The following is a 22,178-nucleotide window of genomic DNA, read 5'->3' on the forward strand; positions in this document are numbered from 1 at the left end:
ATTCCTCGCCCGGGATTCCCCTCGACGTTTCTTGGATGCAGCCGGCCGGGCCTCGCGACACGGCAGGCAGCATCGTCTTCGAACTGCTCAAGCCGGTCCCGACATCGGCCTGAGCTGGATGCGCATGAAATTCCTCACCAGGGATTCGAACGGACCAAAACCCTTTACCCTCAGGAACTCAGGCGTCTCGAACGCCCATCGCCCCGCGACCTCGTACATGGCGGCGTATTTCGGTCCGTCACCGATGGAGACGAAGCGCTTGGCCGAGAGCCAGCCGGGACAAGCGAGCAGATCAGGGAAATGCTTTTGCTCGTACCAGGCGTTGAACGCAGCCTCGTGCTCAGGATCGATGTCGACCCGCACGATATGGATGAAGGCTTCGTCCGGCATCAGTTGGTCCCTCATGCCATGCGAATGTCGCCGGCCGCGCGCGCCGCGCCGACCGTCGTTGCAATGGCGTCGCACAGCGCAGGCAGAACCGGCAGCAGTGGCGGCCGTGGATCGGCGTTGCGGATCAGGCCGAGCGCCTTCAGCCCGACCTTCATGCGGGTGTGCATGTCCATGATCGGGGCAGGCCCATAGATGGCGCGGACGATCGGATAGAGCCGCTCGTTGACAGCGCGCATCGCCTCGAGGTCGTCGGCGAGCGAGGCCTGCCAGAGCGCTGCGAACAGCTGTGGCGCGAGGCTGACGAGGCCCGAGAGAATGCCGTCGCCGCCGACGGCCAACTGCGGCAGGAACCAGTTGAAGTTCGACGGCAGGATCGCGACCGAGGGATCGGCCTGCTTCACCGCACGGCGGTTCTCGTCATAGGCCAGCATGGTATCGCTGCCTTCCTTGATGGCGATCACGCTATCGAGGGCTGCGAGTTTCGCGAGCGTCTCCGGCGAGTAGCCGAAGCCGGACGCGAGCGGATACTGGAAGATCGACACGGGAATTCCGATCGCGGAGCTCACCGCCTGCACGAAGGCCACCGGCGCGCGCGAAGTCGCCGAGGCACCGCCGCCGAGCGGCGCGGGCGGGAACAGCACGGCACAATCGGCGCCGGCAGCTTCCGCGAGCTGGGCCTGATGGATCGCCTCCGCGGTGGAATGCGCGATGATGCCTGAAAGCAGCGGCTTGCCGCCGATCTGCCGGCGCGTCCGCTCGATCACCGCCTGACGTTCGTCGTCCGAAAGCGATCCGCCCTCGCCCGCGTGGCCGTTGACGAACACCGCCGCGATGCCATCCGGGCAAGCGCAATAGTCCAGCACGCGAGCATAGCCGTCCCAGTCGATCGAGCTGTCGTCTTTGAAGGGCAGCACGGTCGCGACCGTGACGCCGCGCAGGTCAGGTTTCTTCATCGGCTTGCTCATGACGGTTTCCGCCGTGGAAATTTGAGGCTCGCGCGAGCTTTCAGCACTTCGAGGCCGCCCTCGTTGCGGGCGCTCGCCTCCCAGATGATGGTGCGGGTTTCGTCGTGCTGCTCGGCGATCCAGACGTCGAAGGTGAGCGTGTCGCCGTAGAACACCGGACCGGTGAACCAGAAACGGTCCTCCACCGACACGCCGACGGTGCCGACCAGCTCGCTGGTCAGGATGCTGGTGCAGAGGCCCGCAACCATGATCCCCGGTGCGAGCCTGCGGCCAAAGCGCGTCGCGCCGGCATAGACCTCGTCGACATGAACCGGGCCGAAATCGCCGGTCGCGGCAATATAGAGCGCGCCATCGGCCTCGGTGATGGTCTTGCTGAGGCTGACCCTGTCGTTCACCTTGAGATCGTCGAAGGATTTCGGCTCGTACATGGCTCAGACCTTCGCGAAGGGAACCAGCGTCGCGGTGCCGTCCACTACAGTCGCGCCTGAGGGTGACAGCATGCAGGTGACGCGACAGATCGCTTCATCGCCTGCGACCGAAACGATCTCGGCCCTGGCCTCGACGGACTCGCCGACGATCACGGGCGCAGCGAAATTCAGCGCGATGCTGCCGATCCGCCGCGTCGGTCCACCGAGCTGGCTGAGACAGGTCGTGGCCAGACCACCGACGGCGAGCTCGAAGGCCACCATGTTGGAGGCGCCCGCCTTCTTGGCACGGACGGCGTCGACGTAGAGACCGCCGAGATTGCCGCTGATGCCGGTGAACATCGCCTGCTCGGCCACCGTCATGGTCTTGCGGAAGGCGAAGACTGCGCCCGGCTTGAGAGGTGCGTGAGGCATCGGTCGTTTCCCTAGAGCTGCAAGCCGTTCTTGATGGTGCTGCGCGCAACCAGCATGCGGTGAATCTCGGAAGTGCCGTCATAGATGCGGGTCACGCGAGCGTCGCGATACATCCGCTCCAGCGGCAGGTCCTTGCTGAAACCCATGCCGCCGAACACCTGGATGGCGCGGTCGACCACCCGGCCCTGCATCTCGGACGCCGCGACCTTGATCATCGAGACCTTGTCGCGTGCATCCCGTCCCTGATCGATGTCCCAGGCAGCGTTCATAACCATCATCTTCACGCCGAAGATCTCAGTGGCGGAATCCGCGATCAGCTTCTGCACCATCTGGAAGTCGCCGATGAGCTGGCCGAACTGGCGCCGCTCGCCGGCGTGCTTGCGCATCATCTCGAGCGCGCGCTGCGCCATGCCGACCGCGCGGGCGCCGATATGGGCGAGGCGGATCTGGAGCACGCTCTGCATGATCAGCTTGAAGCCGCCGCCGACCTCGCCGAGCACGGCCGCCTTCGGAATGCGGCAGTCCTCGAAGCTCAGCTCGGCATGGCCATAGCCGCGGTGGCCCATCATCGGCTGGGTGCGCGCGACCTTGAAGCCGGGCGTGCCGCGATCGACCAGGAACAGGGTGATGCCGCCGCGTGCGCGCTTGTCCTTGTCGGTGAGCGCCATCAGGATCACGTAGTCGGCGATGTCGCCGTCACTGATGAAGTGCTTGGTGCCGTTCAGCACCCACTCGTCGCCATCGAGATGCGCCGTCGTGCTGATCGATGCGGCGTCGGACCCCGCGCCGGGCTCGGTGATCGCCATGGCGCAGATCTTGTCGCCCTTCACCGTCGGCAGCAGATAACGCTCGACCTGATCTCTCTTGCAGGCCATCAGCATCGGATAGACCTGACCAAACACACGGCGGATCAGGGCATCAGAGGTTTTCCCGAACTCTTCCTCGACCAGGCAATGCTCGACGCAGGACAGCCCACCGCCGCCGACATCCGCCGGCATGTTCATCGCGTAGAGGCCGAGCTTCTGCGCCTTGGCCTTGGTGACTGCGAGCGCTTCGGCCGGCACCTTGGCGGTCTGCTCCACCTCGTCCTCGAGCGGCTGCACCTCCGTCTCGACGAAGCGTCGGACGGTGTCGACGAGCAGGCGCGTATCCTCAGGCAGCGAGAAATCGATCATCGCGCCACTCCCACAGCCTTGCCGACGATCATGGCGTCGATGTCGGCGGCACCGTAACCGATCTCGCCGAGCACCTCGCGGGTCTGCGCACCGAGCCGCTGCGGCACCAGCCGCACCTCCGGCGTCTGGCCGTCATAGCGCGCGGGATGGGCGACCATCCGGATCGGCGCGCCGCCGGCACTCTCGGCGGTCTTGAACACACCGAGATGCTTGAGCTGGGGATCGGATTCGAGATCGCGATAATCCTGCACCGGCGCATGCCAGATCTGCGCCGCTTCGAGCGAGGGCAGCCAGCCGGCCGTCGACTTCTGCTTCAAGCGGGCTGCAACGATCCGCGTGATCTCCTCGCGCTTCGAAAAACTGTCGGCGTCGCCGAATTGCTTCAGCGCTTCGCTCTCGAGCGCGACGGCCAGTGCCTTGGGCGCTGCCATCGAGATCGCCATATGACCGTCCGCCGTGGCGTGAACACCGTACGGCCCGGGGCTGAACCACGCCGCGATACCCGCCGGCCCGCGCGGGGTCGGCGACGGTGCGCCGTTCAGCCAGGCCGTCAACGGCTCGACCTGGAGATCGATCGCAGCCTGATAGAGGTTCACTTCGACGAGCTGCCCCTTCCCGGTCTTCGTCCTTGCGAACAATGCAGCGAGAATGCTCATCGCATAGAGCGAGGCAGCATGCTGATCGACGATCACCGCGCCGACCGCCGTCGGCTCGCCATCGGCACGCCCCGTCCGCATCGCAAGGCCTGACATCGCCTGAAGCAGCAGGTCCTGGCCCGGGCGGTCCTTGTATGGCCCTTCCGATCCGAAGCCGGTTGCCACCGCGTAGATCAAGCCGGGATTGATCGCCTTCAGCGTGTCATAGCCAAGACCGAGCTTGGCCATGGTGCCGGGGCGGAAATTCTCCATCACGACATCGGATGTCGCGACCAGCTTCTTCACCGCGGCAATGCCGTCGGGATGCTTGAGATCGACGGCGATGCTGCGCTTGTTGCGCCCGGTCGCCAGATGATTGACGCTATCGCCCGCCACGAAATGATTGGCGACCGCCCAGTTGCGCTGAAACGCGCCCTCGATCGGCTCGACCGCGATGACGTCGGCGCCGAGATCGGCGAGCGTCTGCGCGGCGAGCGGCCCCGCTAGGTAATGATTGAAGCTGAGGATCTTGACGCCGTCGAGCAGGTTCATCCGTTCACACCTCAGTTCAAGTGGCCGCAACCGGCGCACCGCGCCACGCGAGATCGAACGTCTTGACCAGCGCCAGCGCGGCCGCATCCTGCGCGGGAGGCAGCGGCAGCCGCGGCGAGCGCGGATGGCCGACCGCAAAGCCCATATGCCCGAGCAGCGCCTTGCTGCCGGCGACATAGGCCTGGCCGCCGACGAATTCGATCACCGGCAGGTATTTCAGATAGAGCTCGCGCGCTTCCTTGATCGCGCCGTGGTCGGCGACGAGGCTGAAGATGCGGGCCATCTCCGCCGGGACCACGTTGGACGCCACGGCCACCCAGCCCTGCGCGCCCTCGACGAAGGATTCGAAGCCGAGGATGCCGCCGAACACGGTCATCCTGTCACCGCAGAGGCGGATGATGTCGCGCACGCGCGTCACCTCCAGCGTCGACTCCTTGATATAGAGACAATTGTCGATCTCGGCGATGCGCGCCACCAGAGGCGGCTTGAGATCGACATTGGCGGTCGCCGGGTTGTTGTAGACCATGATCGGCAGCGCAATCGCGTCGGCCACCGTCTTGTAGTGATGAACGAGCTCGTCGTCGGTCGGCGTCGAATAGAAAGGCGGGATGATCATCACGCCGTCGGCGCCCAGTTTTTCAGCACGGCGACTGAGGCGGACCACCTCGCGCGTATCCTCCGCGCCGGTGCCGATCAGGACGGGGACGCGGCCCGCGGCCTGGCGAATGACGACCTCGGCGACCAGCGCCTTCTCGTCATCGTCCATGGACAGGAACTCGCCGGTCGAGCCAAGCGGAATCAGCCCGTGAATGCCCTGCGCGATCTGCCAATCGACGAAGGCGCGCAATGCAGCGACATCGACCTCGCCCGCTGCCGTGAACGGGGTGATCATGACGGTGTAGGTGCCGCGGAACGTCTTCATCAGGGAACTGCCGGGTGCTCGGGTGCACTCAAGGGATGGACGCCGCCTGCGGAATATCCGCATGCATTATGCAATCGTTTGCATAAATGGCTCCGCATTGGGCAACACCATCCATTTTTTGAGCTTGATCCGTGCGGAATAAGCTCTTAGCGTTTCTGCAATCGTTTGCAGTCTATCGGCAGGTTTGATGAGCGTCACGCTCAAAGATGTGGCACAGGCGGCCCGTGTTTCAGTCAGCACTGCTTCCCGAGCGCTGACGGGAACCGGCCTGACCAGTGAGCGCACGCAGCAGCGCCTGGTGCGCATCGCACGCGAGCTCGGCTATCGGCCGAACCCGATCGCACGGGGCCTCAAGACCGGGCAGTCGCGACTCGTTGCACTTCTCGTCCACAATCTCACCAACGCCTCGTTCCAGGTGATGGCCGAAGTGGTGCAGGCGCGCCTCAAGGCGCTGGGTTATCAAATGCTTCTGTGCATCGGTGGCGACGATCCGCAGCAGGAGAGCGATACCCTCACCACGCTGGTCGACCACCGCATCGACGGACTGATCGTGGTGCCGACCGGCAAGAATGGCGCGCAGCTCAAGACACTCGCGAAAGATGTGCCCATCGTCTGCCTGGTGCGGCGCGATGACGCGACCGATCTCGAGACCGTGCTCGCCGACGATCCGCAAGGCGCTTATCTGGGCACGCGCCACCTGATCGAGCTCGGGCACAAGCGTATCGGGCTGATCGTCGGCCGCCAAGACACGACGTCCGGCCGCGAACGGTTGTCCGGCTATGTCCGCGCGCTGCGCGAGGCCGGCATCGCCAAAGACGACACATTGATTCATGCCGGCCATTTCGTGCCCGAGATCGGCGCAACCTGCACCCGCAAGCTGCTCGACCTTCCCCGCCCGCCCAGCGCGATCTTCGTCGCCAATCACGAGGCAACACTCGGCGTCCTGCGCGTAACGGCGGAGCGCAACATCGCGATTCCCCAGGATCTCTCCCTGCTCTGCTACGAGGACATGCCGTGGTTCGAATGGCATCGTCCGGCCATCAGCATCGTCGACAACGGCGCACGGGATCTTGCCAATCTCGCCGTCGACCGGCTGCTGCAGCGGATGGACGCCAGGGGCAACGGCAGTGACGGCGTGCGCGAGTATCGCGTCGGCGCCCGACTGATCAAGCGCGACTCCTGCCGCCAGATCGACGTCCCGGCCCCTGTGAAATCCGCGAAGTCCAAGTCGTCTTCATCTAAATCGTCTGCGGCCAAATCCGCGAAGGTCTGATCGATGCCCTATGTCGAAGTGCTCGCCCCACAAGTTCCATCCCAGCGCAAGGCCGCGCTGGCGCGGACCGTAACTGACGGCCTGATGTCGGCGTTCGGCGTCACCGCTGATACTGTCACGCTCTACTTCCTGCCGATTGCGCCCGACGACTACGCCCACGCCGGCACGTTCGGCGCTCAGGCCACCGGCCAGCGCATCCTGCTCAAGGTCCACGCCTTCCGCCGCAGCGAGGCCGAACGCCGCGCCGCCGCCATCGCACTGACCCGGGGCGTGTGCAGCGCCTATGGCGTGCCGGGCGACGATGTCGCGGTTTATTTCCTCGACCGTGACCGCAGCGAAGTTGCCCACGATTCCAAGCTCGCCAGCGACTGACGGGAGCACGCCATGGACCGCTTCTACAGCCAAGACCAGAAAGCCCTGCGCGAGACCGCCCGCCGCTTCGCGGAAGCCGAGATCCTGCCGCGGGCCGCTGCGATCGATCGCGAGGACCGGTTCGACCGCTCGCTCTACAAGGGCATGGCCGATCTCGGCCTGTTCGGCATCTGCCTGCGCGAAGGCGCCGGTGGCGCAGGCCTCGATGCCGTCGCGGCCTGCATCGCGATGGAGGAGCTGGCGCGCTGTTCCGGCGCGGTCGCCAACGCCTTCGCGATCCCTGTCGAGGCCGTGCTGTTCTTCGATCATCACGGCACCGAAGTGCACAAGGCGCTGATCCCCAAAATCCTGAGCGGCGACATCATTCCGGCCACCGCCGTCTCCGAGCCCGACCACGGCTCCGACGTCGCGGGTATCCGCACCAACGCCGTGCGCGAGGGCAATGGCTGGCGGCTCAACGGCACGAAAGCCTGGGTAACGCTCGGCGGCGTCGCCGACCGTATCATGGTGTTCGCGCGCACCGGCCCGGAAGCGGGCCACCGCTCCATCTCCTGTCTCCTCGTCGACGGTGCCCTGCCCGGCATCGCTCGCGGCAAGAACGAGGAGCTGCTCGGCATGCACGGCCTCGACGACTGCCAGATCACCTTCTCCGACGTGCGACTTCCCGCCGACAGCGTGATGGGACCGGAGAACCAGGCCTTCAAGATGGCCATGAGCAATTTCAACTTCAGCCGGCTGATGATGGCCTCGATGGCGCTCGGTATGGCGCAGGCCGCTTTCGAGGACGCCACGACTTACGCAAAGGACCGCAAGCAGTTCGGCCAGGCCATCATCGGCTTCCAGGCGGTGCAGTTCATGCTCGCGGACATGTCGACCGACATTGCGGCTGCGCGCCTGCTGATCCATCACGCCGCGCGCCTGCACGATGCCGGCGAGCCGATCGCCAAGGAGGCGGCGCAGGCAAAGCTATTCACCACCGACATGGCGATGAAGCACGTCTCCAACGCGCTGCAGATCCACGGCGGCAACGGCTATTCGCGCGAATACCGCATCGAGCGCATCTTCCGCGACGTCCGCCTCGCCCAGATCTACGAGGGCACCAACCAGATCCAGCGGCTGATCATCGCCCGCCAGGTCGAGAAGGAGGCCGCGTGATGCGGGAAGCGCCGTCATGCTGAGCATCATCACAGCGGCGGAGGCCGCCGCTCTCATCCGCGACGCTGACACGTTGATCGTCGGCGGCAATGGCGGCACGGGCGCTGCCGAAGCCATCCTCGACGCGCTGGAGCAACGATTCCTCGGCGGCCAGGGCCCACACGATCTGACGCTAATCAACATCACCGGCGTCGGCGCAGTGACCGAGAAGGGGCTCTGCCATCTCGCCCATGAAGGCCTGATCGCGCGCGTGATCGGCGGTAATTTCGGGCTTCAGGTGCCGTTCATGCGCCTCGTCCGAGACGAGCTGATCGACGCCTACAATTTCCCGCAAGGCGTGATGAGCCAACTCTGCCGCGCCATGGCTGCCAAGCATCCCGGCGTGCTCACGCATGTCGGCCTCAACACCTACATGGACCCGCGCCAGGATGGCGGGCGCATGAACAAGCGCACCACCGCGCCGCTCGTCGACCTGCTCGAGCTGCACGGCCAGTCATGGCTGCTCTACCGCGTCCCTGCCCCACCCGACGTCGCCATCATCCGCGGCACGTCGGCCGATGAAGACGGCTATATCAGCATGGAGCACGAGGGCACGACGCGCGAGGATCTCTCGATTGCCCAGGCCGTGCACAATGCCGGCGGCACCGTGATCTGTCAGGTCAAGCGCATCGTGAAGCGCGGCTCGATCCATCCGCAGATGGTGAAGATCCCGGGCTTCCTGATCGACCACGTCGTCCTCGAGCCCGAGCAGATGCAGACCTACGGCACCGCCTATGATCCGGCGCGCTGCGGCGAGGCGCGCGTCCCTGAGGCACTGATCACGCCCGATCCGCTCACCGAACGCCGGGTGATCGCTCGCCGCGCCGCCTTCGAATTGCGTCCGCGCGACGTCGTCAATCTCGGCGTCGGCATCTCCGCGATGATCCCGAATGTCGCGGCCGAGGAAGGCATCTCCGACCTGATCACGCTGACGGTCGAATCCGGCGTGGTCGGTGGCGTACCCGGGCATGCGCGCGAATTCGGTACCGCGATCAACCCGCGCGTCATTCTCGACCAAGCCTATCAGTTCGACTTCTACGATGGCGGCGGCCTCTCCTGCGCCTTTCTCTCCTTCGCGGAAGTGGACGAGACCGGCAACGTCAACGTCACCCGCTTCGGCGAGCGCCGCGACGGCTCCGGCGGCTTCATCGACATCACCCAGAACGCCAAGCGGCTGATCTTCAGCGGCACCATGACCGGCGGCAAGTTCGATATCGGCGTCGAGAACGGCCGCCTCGCGATCCGGCGCGACGGTGCCTTTCGCAAATTCGTTTCACAAGTGGGCCAGATCAGCTTCAGCGCCTCGCTCGCCGCGCAGCGTGGCCAGCACGTCAGCTACGTCACCGAGCGCGCCGTGTTCGAGCTCGAGAACGGCTTCGTGACCCTGACCGAGATCGCGCCGGGCGTCCGCCTCGAGGAGGACATCCTCGCCCATATGGGTTTCAAGCCGCGCATCAGCCCGCATTTGAAGGACATGGACCCGCGCATTTTCCGGTCCGGCCCGATGGGAATCGCGCAGAGCTTCAAGGCGCTGCCGGCGCGGCCACGGAAAGTCGCCTGAGGAATCAGCATGGACACGAGCGCTCCCATCAATCTCCGCTACGAGGACATCGCGCTCGGCGCCGAGTTCGAGACCGCTGCGCATACCGTGACGGAGGCAGACATCGCGACCTTCGCCGACGTCACGCGCGACCATCATCCGCTTCACATCGACAGAGGCTACGCGCGCTCCCGCGGCTTTCCCGCCGTGATCGGCCACGGGCTGTTTGGTCTCTCGCTGATGGAGGGACTGAAGTCTGAGCTGAAGCTGTATGAGGGGACCTCGGTCGCCTCGCTCGGCTGGGACGAGGTGAAATTCAAGGGCCCCATCGTCGCCGGCGACACCTTGCGCGTCCGCTTCCGCTTCGTTGAGAAGCGGCCGACCAAAAATCCGGGGCGCGGCATCGTCGTCGAGACGCTCGACCTCCTCAACCAGCGCGACGAGGTGGTGACCGCGGCGCGCCACATCTCGCTGATCCTGACCCGGCAAGCCTACGCGACGGCGCCCACATGACGAGACATTGAAGAAGACGCGGACCGGAGAACGGCTCCTCTGCCACCCACGATTTGATCGGAGTATTCAGATGCGACTTCCCAAAACCTTCTCCGCCCTCCTCCTTCTGGCCGGCCTGACGCAGGCCGCCGGTGCTCAGACCTGCTCGCCGAAGGTACCGGCGTCCAGCCTGATCGAGGCGCCGAAATGGCAGATGTCGATCAACCCGACGCTGCCACCGCAGCAATTCGTCGACGACAAGGGCGAGCTGCAGGGCCTCAATGTCGAGCTCGCCCGCGAGATCGCCAAACGCATCTGCATCGAGGCGGTGTTCCTGCGCATGGACTTCCCGCCGATGATCCCGGCGCTGCGCTCGGGGCGGTTCGATGCCATCAACACCGGCCTGTTCTGGACCGAGGAGCGCTCCAAGATGCTCTACCTCGTGCCTTACGCGCAGCAGGCGATCAGCATCTACACCGATCCCTCCTCCAGCCTGAAGCTCGAGAAATTCGAGGATCTCGCCGGCCGCGTCGTCGGCGTGGAATCGGCGACCTACACCGAGCGCAAGGCGCGTGAGTTCAGCACTGCAATGGAGGCCAAGGGCCTCAAGCCGATCGAGCTGCGCACCTTCACCACCGTCACCGCCACCTCCGCGGCGCTGCGCGCCGGGCAGCTCGAGGCCGCGCTCAACATCAACGAGACCGCCAACTCGCTCGAGCAGAAGGGCATCGCCAAGATCTGGGTCCGCGACATCGCCGGCACCGACATCACCTTCGCCTTCCGCGACAAGCAGCTCGCCCAGGCCGTCGCTGATGCCCTCACCGCGATCCGCGCCGACGGCACCTACGACAAGCTGTTCGACAAGTTCGGCATGACCAAGCTGAAGGCGACCACGTTCGCGATCCGCGGCGACGGGCCGACGAATTGACAAGCCCGCGCTGCCTCATGTGCGGCAGCGCACATACGACACAAGAACGTGGCCTAATGAATTCGTGCACCGCAGGCCGTTCTTCAAGCTGACAGGATTCTAAGGCTTGCGAAGCCGTCGACGCATGTCGGTCGCGGACAGCGCCTGAAGTGCGACATCCAGCTCGATCTTCTCGATCACGTAACCAACGTCTCGCCCATGCCGAGACCGAAAGTCCCGAACATCTGCCCCCTCGGGAGTATCGCTTTGTCGTTCATGGTTGATTCTTCGTTCCCGTCCATCAGATACCCCAGCGTAGCGCGGCGGTATGCACCGGCGCATCCCACAATTCCCTTGACTGGCTGTCCAGCACGGAGACGGTGATCGAAGCACCAGCCATGTCGAGCGACGTCACGTAGGAACCAGTCAGGAAACGCGTGGCCGTGATCCCCGCTCCGTCCAGAATGCGCTTGGCGCTGTTGGCCATCAGATAGAGCTCGATCAGCGGCGTCGCGCCAAACCCGTTGATCAGAAGAAGCACTTCACTGCCCTTGCTCGGCGCGAGATCGCCCAAAATCGCGTTGAGCATCTCGGCAGCAATCGCATCGGCAGAGCCCAGCGGCACCCTGCGGCGTCCCGGCTCGCCATGAATGCCGACACCCATTTCCATTTCGTCGTCACCCAGGGTGAAGTTCGGCCGACCCGCCGCCGGAACGGTGCACGGCAGCAGCGCTACGCCCATCGAGCGGGTACGCCGGTTGATATCATCGCCAAGCGCCTTGAGAGCGGCGAGCGGCATTCCCTTCTCGGCAGCGGCGCCGACGATCTTTTCCACGATGAGCGTGCCTGCGACGCCGCGGCGACCGGTCGTGTAAGTCGATTTCTCGACCGCGACGTCGTCATTGGTCACTACGCTCTCGACATCGCGTCCGGCCATCTCGGCGGCCATGGTGAAATTCATCACGTCGCCTTCGTAATTCTTGACGATGAAGAGCACGCCAGCCCCGGTGTCGACGGCCTCCGTCGCCTCGATCATCTGATCCGGCGTCGGTGAGGTGAAGACCTGGCCCGGACAGGCGGCATCGAGCATGCCGTGGCCGACAAAGCCGGCATGAAGCGGTTCATGGCCGGAGCCGCCGCCCGAGATCAGCGCGACCTTGCCAGGCTTCAGGTTGCGGCGGCGCACGAACTTCCTGTCGGCACCGAGCAACAGGATATCGGCATGCGCAGCCGCCAATCCGTCGAGACTCTCTTCGAGCACCGTGTCGGCGCTGTTGATCAGCTTTTTCATGGCGTCCTCCCCGTGATCTTTTTTGCGTTTCGAATTGGTCAACCGATGCTTTCGGCGTAGCGCGCGAGCTGGGCAGCGAAGTCGACGATGAGCTGCTCGAGCGCGCGATTTTTCTTGTCGTCGCCGAGATCTGGCACCGTCACGGTCACAACACGCGTGCGCGCCTCGCGGTGGGCGCCGCGCAGCCGCCCCGGATGCGCGCGCCCATAGGCTTCGAGGAAAGCGGCACGCTCCGCACCTGCCAGATGGCAGACCTCGAAGATAATCGGGACATGCTTGGCCGGGATCGGCACCAGATAGGCCGGATTGGTGATCTGGCTGACGAATGACCGATTCTTGCCGAGCGCCGCCGCGAGCTTCAGCCGCGTCCCGGACGGCCGGTTGTCGAGCGCCCGTCGCAAAATGAGCTTGTAATCCGCGACATTGCTGTCGCCCGGTCGACTTGTGTCTTCGCCTGCGTCGTCACTCATGCGGTCACCCTGGCAATGGCGGCCTTGAGCCGCGCCACCGCAATCGGCGAGACCGACAGAGTCGTCAAGCCGGTCGCCAGCAGCGCCTTCGTCAAACGCGTGTCCGCCGCGGCATCGCCGCAGAGCGAGACCTCGACACCCCGCTTGCGCCCGGCCTCGACCGTTCGCGCGATCAGCGCGAGCACCGCCGGATGGCCGGCATCGTTGAGGTCGGCGACAGCGCCGATATCGCGTGCCGCAGCCATTGTGTATTGGGTCAGATCGTTCGACCCGATGGAATAGAACGCCGCGCCGAAGTCCTCTGCGCATAACGCTGCGGATGGGACCTCGACCATGATGCCGAGCGGCGGCCGGGCACAAGCGATGCCCTCTGCGCTGAGGGCCGCAAATTCGACGTCCATCATGGCATTAGCCCGGTCGAGCTCCGAAGGGATAGCGACCATCGGCAGCATCACCTTCAGCGTCCCATGCACGGCCGCCCGGCACAGCGCCCGCAACTGCACGCGAAACACCTCCGGCCGCGCCAGCGAGAGCCGGATCCCGCGCAGGCCCAGGAATGGATTGCGCTCGCCATCGACCGTCACGCCGGGGATTGGCTTGTCGCCGCCAGCATCGAGGGTGCGGATCGTCACCGGCCGTCCTGCAGCCCACTCGAGGATGCGCCGGTAGACGGCGTATTGCGCGTCCTCGCCGGGCAGGCCCCTCGATCCTTCAAACAGAAACTCGGTGCGCACGAGGCCGATGCCGTCGCAGATTGCTGGATCGAGACCCGCAAGGTCTTCGGGTGCGGCAACATTGAGAAGGATGGCGATGCGCCTTCCATCGGCCGTCAGCGCCGGCTTGAGGCGGCCCGCATCGGCAGCGATCTGTGCGGCACGCGCCTCCCCCATGCGCTGCTCGAACAGGCGGCGCGTTTCCGGCTTGGGATCAAAGATCACGCGGCCGGTATCGCCGTCGACCAGAGCCAATGACGGCGGCTGTCCGTTCCACGGTAATGGACCTAGTCCAACCACCATGGGGGCGCCGCGCGATCGCGCGAGCATCGCGACATGCGACGATGGCGATCCGCTAGCGAGCGCAATGCCACCGCCGCGGGTCCAGTCCACAGCGAGGAACGTCGACGGCGAAATATCGTCACCCGTGACGACGGAATCTCCGGAGATTCTTGCGATCGTGTTTGCGCCGTTCAGCCCTGCGAGCACGCGATCGCGAATGTCGACGAGATCGGCGGCACGGGCGCGGAAATACTCCTCATCCGCCGCGCGATAGCCGGCGATCTCCGCATCGAGTGCTGCGCGCCAGGCCTCATCGGCAGCCGTACCGCCCGCAACAGCCTCGTAAGCCCCCTCCGCGAGCGCATCGTCACCGAGCATCGCGACCTGGAATTCCAGGATCTCCGCGGCCTCGCCATGAACCTTCGCGATCAGTTCGGCAAGCTCGGCTGCTGCCCCCTCGATCGCTGCCTTCAGCGCTGCGGCCTCCTGCGCGGGATCACCTTTCGTCACCCTGCTCGCCACTGCACTCGTCAACACGGCGACCGGGCCGATGGCGAGGCCTGGCGAGGCGGGATGGCCGGTGAGGTGAATCTCGCCCACGATTCTACGCCTCGCCGAAACCGTCATGCACCAGCGCCAGCATGGCCGCGAGCGCCGCCTCGCCATCAGGGCCGGCAATGCGGAAATGCAGCGTTGCGCCTTGCGGCGCTTTCACACGCATCACCTTCACCGGACTCTTGGCGTCGGTCCACGGCCCCTCGGCTGCAAGCGCAATTTCGATCTTGGCGACAAACCCTTTCGCGCATTGCGTGAGCTTCACCGACGGCCGCGCGTGCAGGCCGACCGGATTGACGAGGACCGCCGAAGCGGTCAGCGGCACAAACGTCTGGGCCGCCCGGTTGGCGTTGGCATCATGCATAGAATTCCTCCGCACTGCGCTTGACGGCGGCAAGCGATGAGCCGCCCGAAGATTCGGTCGCAGCGATCACGGCCCCCTCGACCACCGGGGCATTACAGACCAGCACGCGCGCGCGCCGGTCTTCCGGGAGCATCTCGACCGCCATCTCCGAATTGGTTTCGGCACCGCCGAGATCGACGAGGATCGCTACACCCGCCGGTGACCAGGCTGTCTCGATCGCCTCGAGGATTCCCGCAACATTCGTACCTAGGCCGCCATCGACATCGCCACCGGTCCAGGCCAGCGGCACTGCGTCCCCGACCATCTGGCGCACCATATCGGCCGCGCCTTCCGCGATCTTCGGCGAATGCGACACGATGACAATTCCGACGTTGCTCATGTATTGACCTCGAGCTCCAGTGTCTCAACTGCTGCGCCGATCAGAAGCGACGCCGAGCGCGAGCCCGGGTCCATATGACCGATGGAACGTTCGCCAAGGAACGATGCGCGGCCACGGATGGCCTGCATGGGCGTGGTGCGATCGGCCGCTTGCACAGCCTCGGCCGCGATTGCCTTGGCATCACCGCCTCCCGCGAGAACCGCGTGCACCGGCACCAGGACATCGAGCAGCGTCTTCTGTCCTGCCTCCGAACGGCCGCGCGCCTTGACGGCCTCGATTGCCTTCTCCGTCGCCGCGACCAGATCGGTCCGGCTCGGCTGCTCCGGAAGGGCCTTGCCCAGTTCCATGAAGAAAGTTCCGACCAACGGCCCCGACGCACCGCCGACCTTCATCACCAATGTCATTCCGATCGCCTTCAGCATTTCGGGGAGCGACTTGTCAGCAAGGCCCGGCAATGCGGCGAGCACCGCCTCGAAACCGCGTTTCATGTTCAGCCCGTGATCCCCATCGCCAATCGCCTGGTCGAGGCTCGTCAACTCGTCCGCATGCTCGATCACCGACGCCGCCAGCGCTCGAACCAATCTTTCCCTGGCTACCCGATCAAGGCTCATGCCGCTACCCTCCAGCCCTTCGCATCGAAAAACAGCGGTTTATTCAAACGCAGCGACACGACGTCTCCGGCGCCAAAACCCGCCTCGGGATCCGCCAGGGTCACGACCGGTCGACCCGCGAGATCGAGATGAAGGTGGCTCTGGTCGCCGAGATGCTCGACCCGCTTGACGGTTGCCGATATGTCGCCGCCGCCGCGCGCAATCGTCAGGTGCTCGGTCCGCGCGCCAATCGTCTCGACGCCGACGGGCGCCCCCGCGAACAGCGCCGCCGGCAGCAGATTGATCGTCGGCTGGCCCAACCTTGCTGCGACATGCGCGTTGATTGGGTTCTCGTAGATTTCCCGCGGCGTGCCGATCTGCATCAGCCGCCCGCCTTCGATCACGCCGATGCGCGAGGCCATGGTCATCGCCTCGGTCTGATCGTGGGTGACATAGAGGATCGTCGCGCCGAGATCGACCTGGATCCGCTTGAGCTCGAGGCGGAGCTCGCCGCGAAGCTTGGCATCCAGCGAGGAGAGCGGCTCGTCCATCAGATAGATCGAGGGCGAGCGGACCAGCGCCCGGCCGATCGCGACCCGCTGCATCTGGCCGCCTGACAGCTGCGTCGCCTTGTTGTCCAGCTTGGTCTCGATATGAAGCAGGCGCGCCACCTCCTGCACCTTCGCGCGGATATCGGCTTCGGGCACGCGGCGGGTCGGCGCACGCAACGCGAAGGCCATGTTCTCGAACACGGTGAGGTGTGGATACAGCGAATATTGCTGGAAGACGAAGGCAACATCGCGGTCCGCCGGCGCATCGCCGGTCACGCTGCGCCCGTCGATGCGGATCGAGCCAGAATCCGGCTGCTCCAATCCGGCGATCAAGCGCAATGCGGTGGTCTTGCCGGCACCGGTCGGCCCGAGCAATGCCACGAACTCACCGTCGCCGACGGTCAGCGATAGATCACTCAAGGCTTGAGTCTTGCCGAAGGCCTTGGAGACGGCATTGATCTCGACCTCAGCCATGCGCGCCTCCCTCATGCAGCGCGGTGCGGATCGCCCGGCCGGATGCCTTGTCGAAGATCGACAGCGTATCGGGCCGGAAATCGAGCCCGACAGTCTCGCCGGTCCGAAACGATTTGCTGCTGGGTGAGCGGGCCTTGAGCGCGCCGTAGTGCGTCGTCACGGTCACGATCTGCGTCGTGCCCAGATATTCAGTGCCATAGACCTCGCCGCGCACCATGCCACGATCGGTAAAACGCACATGCTCGGGCCGTACCCCGAGCACGAGCTCGCTTTCCGCCATGGCCTCCCGCGCCGCAGGAATTGCGACGTCACGCTCGCCGAGCCGGATCGCCTCTTCACCGGTCTGCAGGCCGCCACGGAACGGCAGGAAATTCATGGGCGGCGAGCCGATGAAGTCGGCGACGAACAGCGAAGCCGGCCGGTCATAAATGTCGCGCGGGCTCGCCACCTGCTCGACGACGCCGTTGTTCATCACCGCGATCCTGTCGGCCATCGCCATGGCCTCGAGCTGGTCATGGGTGACATAGACAGTCGTCGCGCCCAGCCGGTCATGCAGGGCCCGCAATTCATGAATCATGGCGTCCCGCATCTCGGTATCGAGCGCGCCGAGCGGCTCGTCCATCAGAAAACACTTTGGCTTGCGCACGATCGCCCGGCCCAGCGCAACACGCTGCCGGTCGCCGCCGGCAAGGCCGGAGACGGAGCGGTCGAGAAGGTGCGAGATCCGCAGGATGCGCGCAGCCTCGACGACCCGTCGATCACGCTCGGCCGCGCCGACGCCCTCGCATTTCAGGGGAAAGCCGATGTTGCGCCGGACATTCATGTGCGGATAGAGCGCGAAGAGCTGGAACACGAAGGCGATGTCGCGCGCCGATGCGCGGTTCATCGTCACGTCCTCGCCATCGAGCCGGATCGTGCCCGCCGTCGGCAGCTCCAGGCCGGCGATCATGCGGAGCGTCGTGGTCTTGCCGCAGCCGGACGGTCCGAGCAAGCAAAGGAACTGGCCGTCCTCCACCGTGAAGCTGGCGGACCTGACCGCATGAAACGCACCGAAGGATTTGTCGAGCGCCTCGACCTTGATCTGTGCCATCGCGCGCTACTCCCGGACCTTGGACACGATGGTGAACATCACCGTGCCGAACAGGGTCGTCGCAAACGACCAGGAGTACAGTGTCAGAGACAATGGCTGCATCAGCATCACGACGCCGGCGGCGATGATCGTCGTCGCGATGGCTTCGAGCGGGCCGCGGCGCAGAAGGCGGTCCGCAAGACCGCGACGCGCAATGGATGGAGTGGCGTCGATGCTCATTTGCGGACAGCTCCAAAAGTGATGCCGCGCAGCAGATGCTTGCGAAGCAAGACCGTGAACACCACGATCGGCACCAGGAACAGCGTCGTGCCGGCGGCCACTGCGGGCCAGTCTTGCCCACCCTCGCCGATGATGATCGGAATGAACGGCGGCGCCGTCTGTGCGTTACCCGAGGTGAGAAGCACCGCGAAGGCGTATTCGTTCCAGGCGAAGATCAGGCAGAAGATTGCGGTTGCCGCGATTCCCGTGGTGGCCTGCGGCAGCACCACCTTCACGAACGCCTGGAAGCGGGTGTATCCGTCGATCATCGCGGCCTCTTCGTACTCACGCGGGATTTCGTCGATGAATCCCTTGAGCAGCCAGACCGCCAGCGAGACATTGACCGAGGTGTAGAGCAGGATCATCCCGAGCCTGGTGTCCGACAAGCCGATGGTGCGGTACATCAGATAGATCGGGATCGCGACCGCGATCGGCGGCATCATCCGGGTCGACAGGATGAAGAACAGCAGGTCATCTTTCAGCGGCACGCGGAACCGGGAGAAGCCGTAGGCCGAGAGAGTACCCAAGGCAACGGCGAGCACGGTCGAACCAAACGCAATGATCAACGAATTGACGAAGCGCGGCACATAGTTCGAGGGACCGGCGACGACCATGTTGCGGCTGCGCGCGATGTCATCGCACAGGCCTTGCGGCGGCCCCAGCGAACGGATGAATTCCGGCGTCTGGCGCGAGCGGGTCGTAAACAGGTTGCAGAAGCCTTCGAGCGACGGCTTGAACATCACCTTCGGCGGATAGGAGATCGCATCGTCAGGCGACTTGAATGCGGTGAGCATGATCCAGACCAGCGGGATCATGGTGATGATCGCGTAGAGCACGACGAGCGAGCCGGCAAAGCGCCGCGTCGTGGCAGACGGCTCGACGACTGAATGGGCCGTGGTGGCTGATGTCATCGGCTTTTCACCTTGTTCAGCGCCTTCACATAGATGTTGGCGAGTCCGAAGACCGTCACGAACAGGATGATCGCGAAGGCCGAGGAATAGCCGGTGCGCCAGCTCTCGAACGCCGCCCGCTTGAGCGTGATCGAGGCGACTTCCGTGGTCGATCCCGGCCCGCCGCCGGTGAGCAGATTGACCATGTCGAACATCTTGAAATTCTCGATCCCGCGGAAGAGCACGGCCAGCATGATGAACGGCAGCGCCATCGGCAGCGTGATCGACCAGAACTGCCGCCATTTCGACGCGCGGTCGACCTCGGCCGCTTCGTAGATGTAATCGGGGATCGAACGCAGGCCGGCGAGACAAATCAGCATCACATACGGCGTCCACATCCACGCATCGACGATGACGATGGCCCAGGGGCTCAGCGTGACGTCGCCCAGCATCTGGAAGGACGAGGCTGCGCGGCCGGTGAAGAAGGCGACGACGTAATTGAACAGGCCGATCTGGGGCTGGTACAGGAAGGTCCAGAAATTGCCAACGACGGCCGGCGAGAGCATCATCGGCAGCAGGATGATCGTGGTCCAGATGCCGTGGCCGCGGAATTTCTTGTCGATGAGGTAGGCCAGGCCGAATCCGAGGACGGTCTCGATTACCACCGTCCAGATCACGAAATGCGCGGTCACCTGCATCGCCGCCCAGATGTCAGGATCGGTCAGGATCGACTGGTACCAGTCAGCGCCCAGCCAGATCGTCGGCACGTTGGCCCTGTTCGCGCGGTAGTTCGTGAACGACAGATAGATCGTCCAGAGCAGCGGGAAGATGTTGATCGCCAGCAGCAGCACGATCGTCGGCGTGATGAAGAGCCAGGCAAGCGTCCTGTCCGACAGGCCCCGGATGCGGCGCGCCACGCCTGGCCGGACCATGACGGCCCGATAGGTGATCCGCGAAGAGGCACTCAATTCGTTCATTGCGTGAACCGATCCTGGCACCCGGCGTCGACACTGCGACGAATTCCGGTCATCTCGAAGGAAACCCGGAGCGCGAGCGCACGCGCTCCGGGCAGCTTTGCATCAGAACTTCTTGCCTTCTTCCTTGAAGATCGCCTTCCAGTCCTTCACCAGACCGTCGAGCGCTTCCTGCGCGGTGCCCTTGTCGGCCACCACATAGTCATGCACGCGCTTCTGCTCGGCTTGGAGCAGCTGGGCGTAGGAGGGCTCGGCCCAGAAGTCGACGACCATTCCCATCGACTGCAGGAACTCCTTGGCGAAGGGCGCGCTGTTCGGGAAGCTCGGGTCGTTCAGCACGGACTTGGCGCAGGAATAGCCGCCGAGCGCCCACCACTTCTTCTGGACGTCGCCGCCGGAGAACCACTTGATGTATTGCAGCGCCTCGGCCTGGTTCTTGGAGTAGGAGACCACCGAGATGCCCTGTCCGCCGAGCTGCGTCGCTTGCGCGGCGGGACCGGCCGGGTTGACGAAGAAACCGATCTTGTCGCCGCCGACATTCGGATCCTTGTAGAGGCCTGGGAAAAACGCGAAGAAATTCATCTGCAGCGCGACCTGGCCGGACTTGAAGGCATCAAGCCCTTCCGACATGTAGGAGTTGGAGGCGCCGGGCGGCGTGCAGCACTTGTAGAGCTCCTTGTAGGCCTCGAGCCCCTTCACCGCGCTGGCCGAGTTCACGAACCCATCCATCGCATAGGGCTTCTTCGGATCATCGTATTTGAAGCCGTAGTCGTAGAGGTAGTTCGAGACGCCCATGGTGATGCCTTCCGAGCCGCGCTCGGTATAGATCGAGGCGCCGTAGACCTTCTTGCCGTCGATCTCGCGGCCCTGGAAGAATTGCGCGATCTCCTTGAGCTCATCGAGCGTCTTCGGCACGCCGATCTCGCGGCCGTACTTGGCCTTGAAGTCCTTCTGCACGTCCGGCCGCGCGAACCAGTCCTTGCGATAGGTCCAGCCCACCGCATCGCCCATCGCCGGCAGCGCCCAGTAGTTCGGTGTGTTCTTCGGCCACTCGGAATAGCCGACCACCGTGGCCGGCATGTAGTCGTCCATGCTGATTCCTTCCTTCTTGAAGAAATCGTTGAGCTTGACGTACTGGCCGTTCTCCGCGGCGCCGCCGATCCATTGTGAATCGCCGATGATGAGGTCGCACAGCGAGCCGTGCGAATTGAGTTCGTTCAGGAAGCGATCGGCGTAATTGGTCCACGGCACGAATTCGAACTTCATGCCGATACCCGATTTGGCGGTGAAGTCCTTCGACAATTCGACCAGCGCGTTGGCGGGATCCCATGCGGCCCAGCACAGCGTGATAGTCTTGCCTTGCGCCTGCGCGGGCGTGGTGCCCGCTCCGACGCCGAACGCGGCGCCAACAGCCCCGCATGCCACTACAAGCGTCTTCATCGTTCGTTTCATTGCACGTTCCCTCCGAGTGGGCCGGCCATCGACATGGCGCGGCTTTCCTACCCGCTCGAGTGCTTCGAGCAGAGCGACACAGTCCATGACGAGCTGAACAACTAAACTGGCGTTTCCTCGCGCCGCCCGGATTCTATAGATCCGGCAGGCTCGATTTGTTTAGTAATGCACCATTTACTAAACATTGCAAGCGCAGTTTGCTGGTCGTCCGCTCGGCCGATTGCAATTTTCTCGTCACGAGCTGATCGCTGTTGCGGACAAGCCGGCGCGCCGACGGAGCAAGGGCGATCACCAGGTCCAGGTGATGGTCGCGAGCATGATTGCTCTGGATGAATGGCATCGACCCGTGAGCAACGGTTGGAGTAAGCGCTCGACTTACGGCCCGCATTGGTCTGCCCAAGCGCAGCGTTTATTCGCGGTCAAACGTGCTGTATAACGCCTGCAAGGAGGGATCGCGATGAAGGCTTTCATCCTTGCCTGTATTGCGACGATCGTCATCGCAGTGGTTGGAGCTGCCGCGCTCAATAGCGTACAGGAACCCGTCGCTGAGGCCTTTGCGACGACGGGCGTACGTCTTTAGGCAACGCTC

26 protein-coding genes are annotated in these 22,178 nt (G+C 64.5%); 7 read left to right on the forward strand and 19 right to left on the reverse strand.

The features are described from left to right. Window positions 1-87: 87 nt before the first annotated feature. Genes BRAGE_RS0120545 through dapA form a run of 7 tightly spaced genes read right to left on the reverse strand, consistent with a single transcriptional unit; the run spans window position 88 to window position 5,481 of the window. The gene (locus BRAGE_RS0120545) at window positions 88-390 is read right to left on the reverse strand and encodes a DUF4286 family protein (protein ID WP_092218603.1); all 303 of its coding nucleotides are present in this window, start codon (window positions 388-390) and stop codon (window positions 88-90) included. Between the two features lie 11 nt (window positions 391-401). Further along, a complete protein-coding gene (locus BRAGE_RS0120550; RefSeq protein WP_027557159.1) occupies window positions 402-1,355 on the reverse strand; it encodes a dihydrodipicolinate synthase family protein in 954 nt (317 codons plus the stop codon). Continuing rightward, window positions 1,352-1,783: a MaoC family dehydratase gene (locus tag BRAGE_RS0120555; protein ID WP_027557158.1), complete on the reverse strand. Its 432-nt coding sequence runs from the start codon at window positions 1,781-1,783 to the stop codon at window positions 1,352-1,354. The genes BRAGE_RS0120550 and BRAGE_RS0120555 overlap by 4 nt, the downstream gene beginning before the upstream one ends. Before the next feature lie 3 nt (window positions 1,784-1,786). Then, window positions 1,787-2,194 (reverse strand): MaoC/PaaZ C-terminal domain-containing protein, encoded by a 408-nt coding sequence (locus tag BRAGE_RS0120560; RefSeq protein ID WP_027557157.1) that lies wholly within the window; start codon window positions 2,192-2,194, stop codon window positions 1,787-1,789. Between the two features lie 11 nt (window positions 2,195-2,205). Further along, complete coding sequence (locus BRAGE_RS0120565) at window positions 2,206-3,369, reverse strand: acyl-CoA dehydrogenase family protein (RefSeq protein WP_035729909.1); 1,164 nt, start codon at window positions 3,367-3,369, stop codon at window positions 2,206-2,208. Next, window positions 3,366-4,556, reverse strand: a complete 1,191-nt coding sequence (locus tag BRAGE_RS0120570; RefSeq protein WP_027557155.1) for a CaiB/BaiF CoA transferase family protein — start codon at window positions 4,554-4,556, stop codon at window positions 3,366-3,368. The genes BRAGE_RS0120565 and BRAGE_RS0120570 overlap by 4 nt, the downstream gene beginning before the upstream one ends. Window positions 4,557-4,572: 16 nt before the next feature. After that, window positions 4,573-5,481 (reverse strand): 4-hydroxy-tetrahydrodipicolinate synthase, encoded by a 909-nt coding sequence (dapA, locus tag BRAGE_RS0120575; protein WP_027557154.1) that lies wholly within the window; start codon window positions 5,479-5,481, stop codon window positions 4,573-4,575. 184 nt (window positions 5,482-5,665) lie between these two features. On the opposite strand from dapA, the gene BRAGE_RS0120580 reads away from it, so the two are divergent. From BRAGE_RS0120580 to BRAGE_RS0120605, 6 genes are all read left to right on the forward strand, one after another. Next, on the forward strand, window positions 5,666-6,751 hold the full coding sequence (locus tag BRAGE_RS0120580; RefSeq protein ID WP_027557153.1) for a LacI family DNA-binding transcriptional regulator: 1,086 nt from the start codon (window positions 5,666-5,668) through the stop codon (window positions 6,749-6,751). 3 nt (window positions 6,752-6,754) lie between these two features. After that, window positions 6,755-7,123 (forward strand): tautomerase family protein, encoded by a 369-nt coding sequence (locus BRAGE_RS0120585; RefSeq protein WP_027557152.1) that lies wholly within the window; start codon window positions 6,755-6,757, stop codon window positions 7,121-7,123. A gap of 12 nt (window positions 7,124-7,135) precedes the next feature. Continuing rightward, window positions 7,136-8,278 (forward strand): acyl-CoA dehydrogenase family protein, encoded by a 1,143-nt coding sequence (locus BRAGE_RS0120590; protein ID WP_027557151.1) that lies wholly within the window; start codon window positions 7,136-7,138, stop codon window positions 8,276-8,278. 16 nt (window positions 8,279-8,294) lie between these two features. After that, the gene (locus tag BRAGE_RS0120595; protein ID WP_027557150.1) at window positions 8,295-9,878 is read left to right on the forward strand and encodes an acyl CoA:acetate/3-ketoacid CoA transferase; all 1,584 of its coding nucleotides are present in this window, start codon (window positions 8,295-8,297) and stop codon (window positions 9,876-9,878) included. A 9-nt stretch (window positions 9,879-9,887) separates the two neighbouring features. Beyond that, a complete protein-coding gene (locus BRAGE_RS0120600; protein ID WP_027557149.1) occupies window positions 9,888-10,370 on the forward strand; it encodes a MaoC family dehydratase in 483 nt (160 codons plus the stop codon). Between the two features lie 70 nt (window positions 10,371-10,440). Beyond that, complete coding sequence (locus BRAGE_RS0120605) at window positions 10,441-11,277, forward strand: ABC transporter substrate-binding protein (protein ID WP_027557148.1); 837 nt, start codon at window positions 10,441-10,443, stop codon at window positions 11,275-11,277. 280 nt (window positions 11,278-11,557) lie between these two features. Here BRAGE_RS0120605 and dhaK read toward each other — a convergent pair whose 3' ends face one another. The 12 genes from dhaK to BRAGE_RS0120675 form a co-directional block, all read right to left on the reverse strand. Further along, complete coding sequence (gene dhaK, locus BRAGE_RS0120620) at window positions 11,558-12,547, reverse strand: dihydroxyacetone kinase subunit DhaK (protein ID WP_027557147.1); 990 nt, start codon at window positions 12,545-12,547, stop codon at window positions 11,558-11,560. Between the two features lie 38 nt (window positions 12,548-12,585). Then, window positions 12,586-13,017, reverse strand: a complete 432-nt coding sequence (locus BRAGE_RS0120625; RefSeq protein ID WP_027557146.1) for a hypothetical protein — start codon at window positions 13,015-13,017, stop codon at window positions 12,586-12,588. Next, entirely contained in the window at window positions 13,014-14,612 is a 1,599-nt protein-coding gene (ptsP, locus tag BRAGE_RS0120630; RefSeq protein ID WP_028146327.1) for a phosphoenolpyruvate--protein phosphotransferase, read from the reverse strand. The genes BRAGE_RS0120625 and ptsP overlap by 4 nt, the downstream gene beginning before the upstream one ends. A gap of 4 nt (window positions 14,613-14,616) precedes the next feature. Continuing rightward, window positions 14,617-14,931, reverse strand: a complete 315-nt coding sequence (locus tag BRAGE_RS0120635; protein ID WP_051377959.1) for an HPr family phosphocarrier protein — start codon at window positions 14,929-14,931, stop codon at window positions 14,617-14,619. Next, complete coding sequence (gene dhaM, locus BRAGE_RS0120640; RefSeq protein WP_027557143.1) at window positions 14,924-15,310, reverse strand: dihydroxyacetone kinase phosphoryl donor subunit DhaM; 387 nt, start codon at window positions 15,308-15,310, stop codon at window positions 14,924-14,926. The genes BRAGE_RS0120635 and dhaM overlap by 8 nt, the downstream gene beginning before the upstream one ends. Beyond that, on the reverse strand, window positions 15,307-15,921 hold the full coding sequence (gene dhaL / locus BRAGE_RS0120645; RefSeq protein ID WP_027557142.1) for a dihydroxyacetone kinase subunit DhaL: 615 nt from the start codon (window positions 15,919-15,921) through the stop codon (window positions 15,307-15,309). Before dhaL ends, dhaM begins: the two co-directional genes overlap by 4 nt. After that, complete coding sequence (locus tag BRAGE_RS0120650) at window positions 15,918-16,925, reverse strand: ABC transporter ATP-binding protein (protein WP_027557141.1); 1,008 nt, start codon at window positions 16,923-16,925, stop codon at window positions 15,918-15,920. The genes dhaL and BRAGE_RS0120650 overlap by 4 nt, the downstream gene beginning before the upstream one ends. Beyond that, a complete protein-coding gene (locus tag BRAGE_RS0120655; protein WP_027557140.1) occupies window positions 16,918-18,015 on the reverse strand; it encodes an ABC transporter ATP-binding protein in 1,098 nt (365 codons plus the stop codon). The genes BRAGE_RS0120650 and BRAGE_RS0120655 overlap by 8 nt, the downstream gene beginning before the upstream one ends. Before the next feature lie 6 nt (window positions 18,016-18,021). Beyond that, a complete protein-coding gene (locus BRAGE_RS0120660; protein WP_035729913.1) occupies window positions 18,022-18,234 on the reverse strand; it encodes a hypothetical protein in 213 nt (70 codons plus the stop codon). Beyond that, window positions 18,231-19,184, reverse strand: coding sequence for a carbohydrate ABC transporter permease (locus BRAGE_RS0120665; protein WP_027557138.1), 954 nt, complete (start codon window positions 19,182-19,184; stop codon window positions 18,231-18,233). Before BRAGE_RS0120665 ends, BRAGE_RS0120660 begins: the two co-directional genes overlap by 4 nt. Beyond that, window positions 19,181-20,140, reverse strand: a complete 960-nt coding sequence (locus BRAGE_RS0120670) for a carbohydrate ABC transporter permease (RefSeq protein WP_027557137.1) — start codon at window positions 20,138-20,140, stop codon at window positions 19,181-19,183. Before BRAGE_RS0120670 ends, BRAGE_RS0120665 begins: the two co-directional genes overlap by 4 nt. A 102-nt stretch (window positions 20,141-20,242) precedes the next feature. Further along, window positions 20,243-21,577 (reverse strand): ABC transporter substrate-binding protein, encoded by a 1,335-nt coding sequence (locus BRAGE_RS0120675; protein ID WP_084334102.1) that lies wholly within the window; start codon window positions 21,575-21,577, stop codon window positions 20,243-20,245. 469 nt (window positions 21,578-22,046) lie between these two features. On the opposite strand from BRAGE_RS0120675, the gene BRAGE_RS57590 reads away from it, so the two are divergent. Then, the gene (locus tag BRAGE_RS57590; RefSeq protein WP_265441005.1) at window positions 22,047-22,169 is read left to right on the forward strand and encodes a hypothetical protein; all 123 of its coding nucleotides are present in this window, start codon (window positions 22,047-22,049) and stop codon (window positions 22,167-22,169) included. The last annotated feature ends 9 nt before the right edge of the window (window positions 22,170-22,178 follow it).

It is taken from the genome of Bradyrhizobium genosp. SA-4 str. CB756 (genome assembly GCF_000473125.1).
Lineage (GTDB): Bacteria > Pseudomonadota > Alphaproteobacteria > Rhizobiales > Xanthobacteraceae > Bradyrhizobium > Bradyrhizobium arachidis.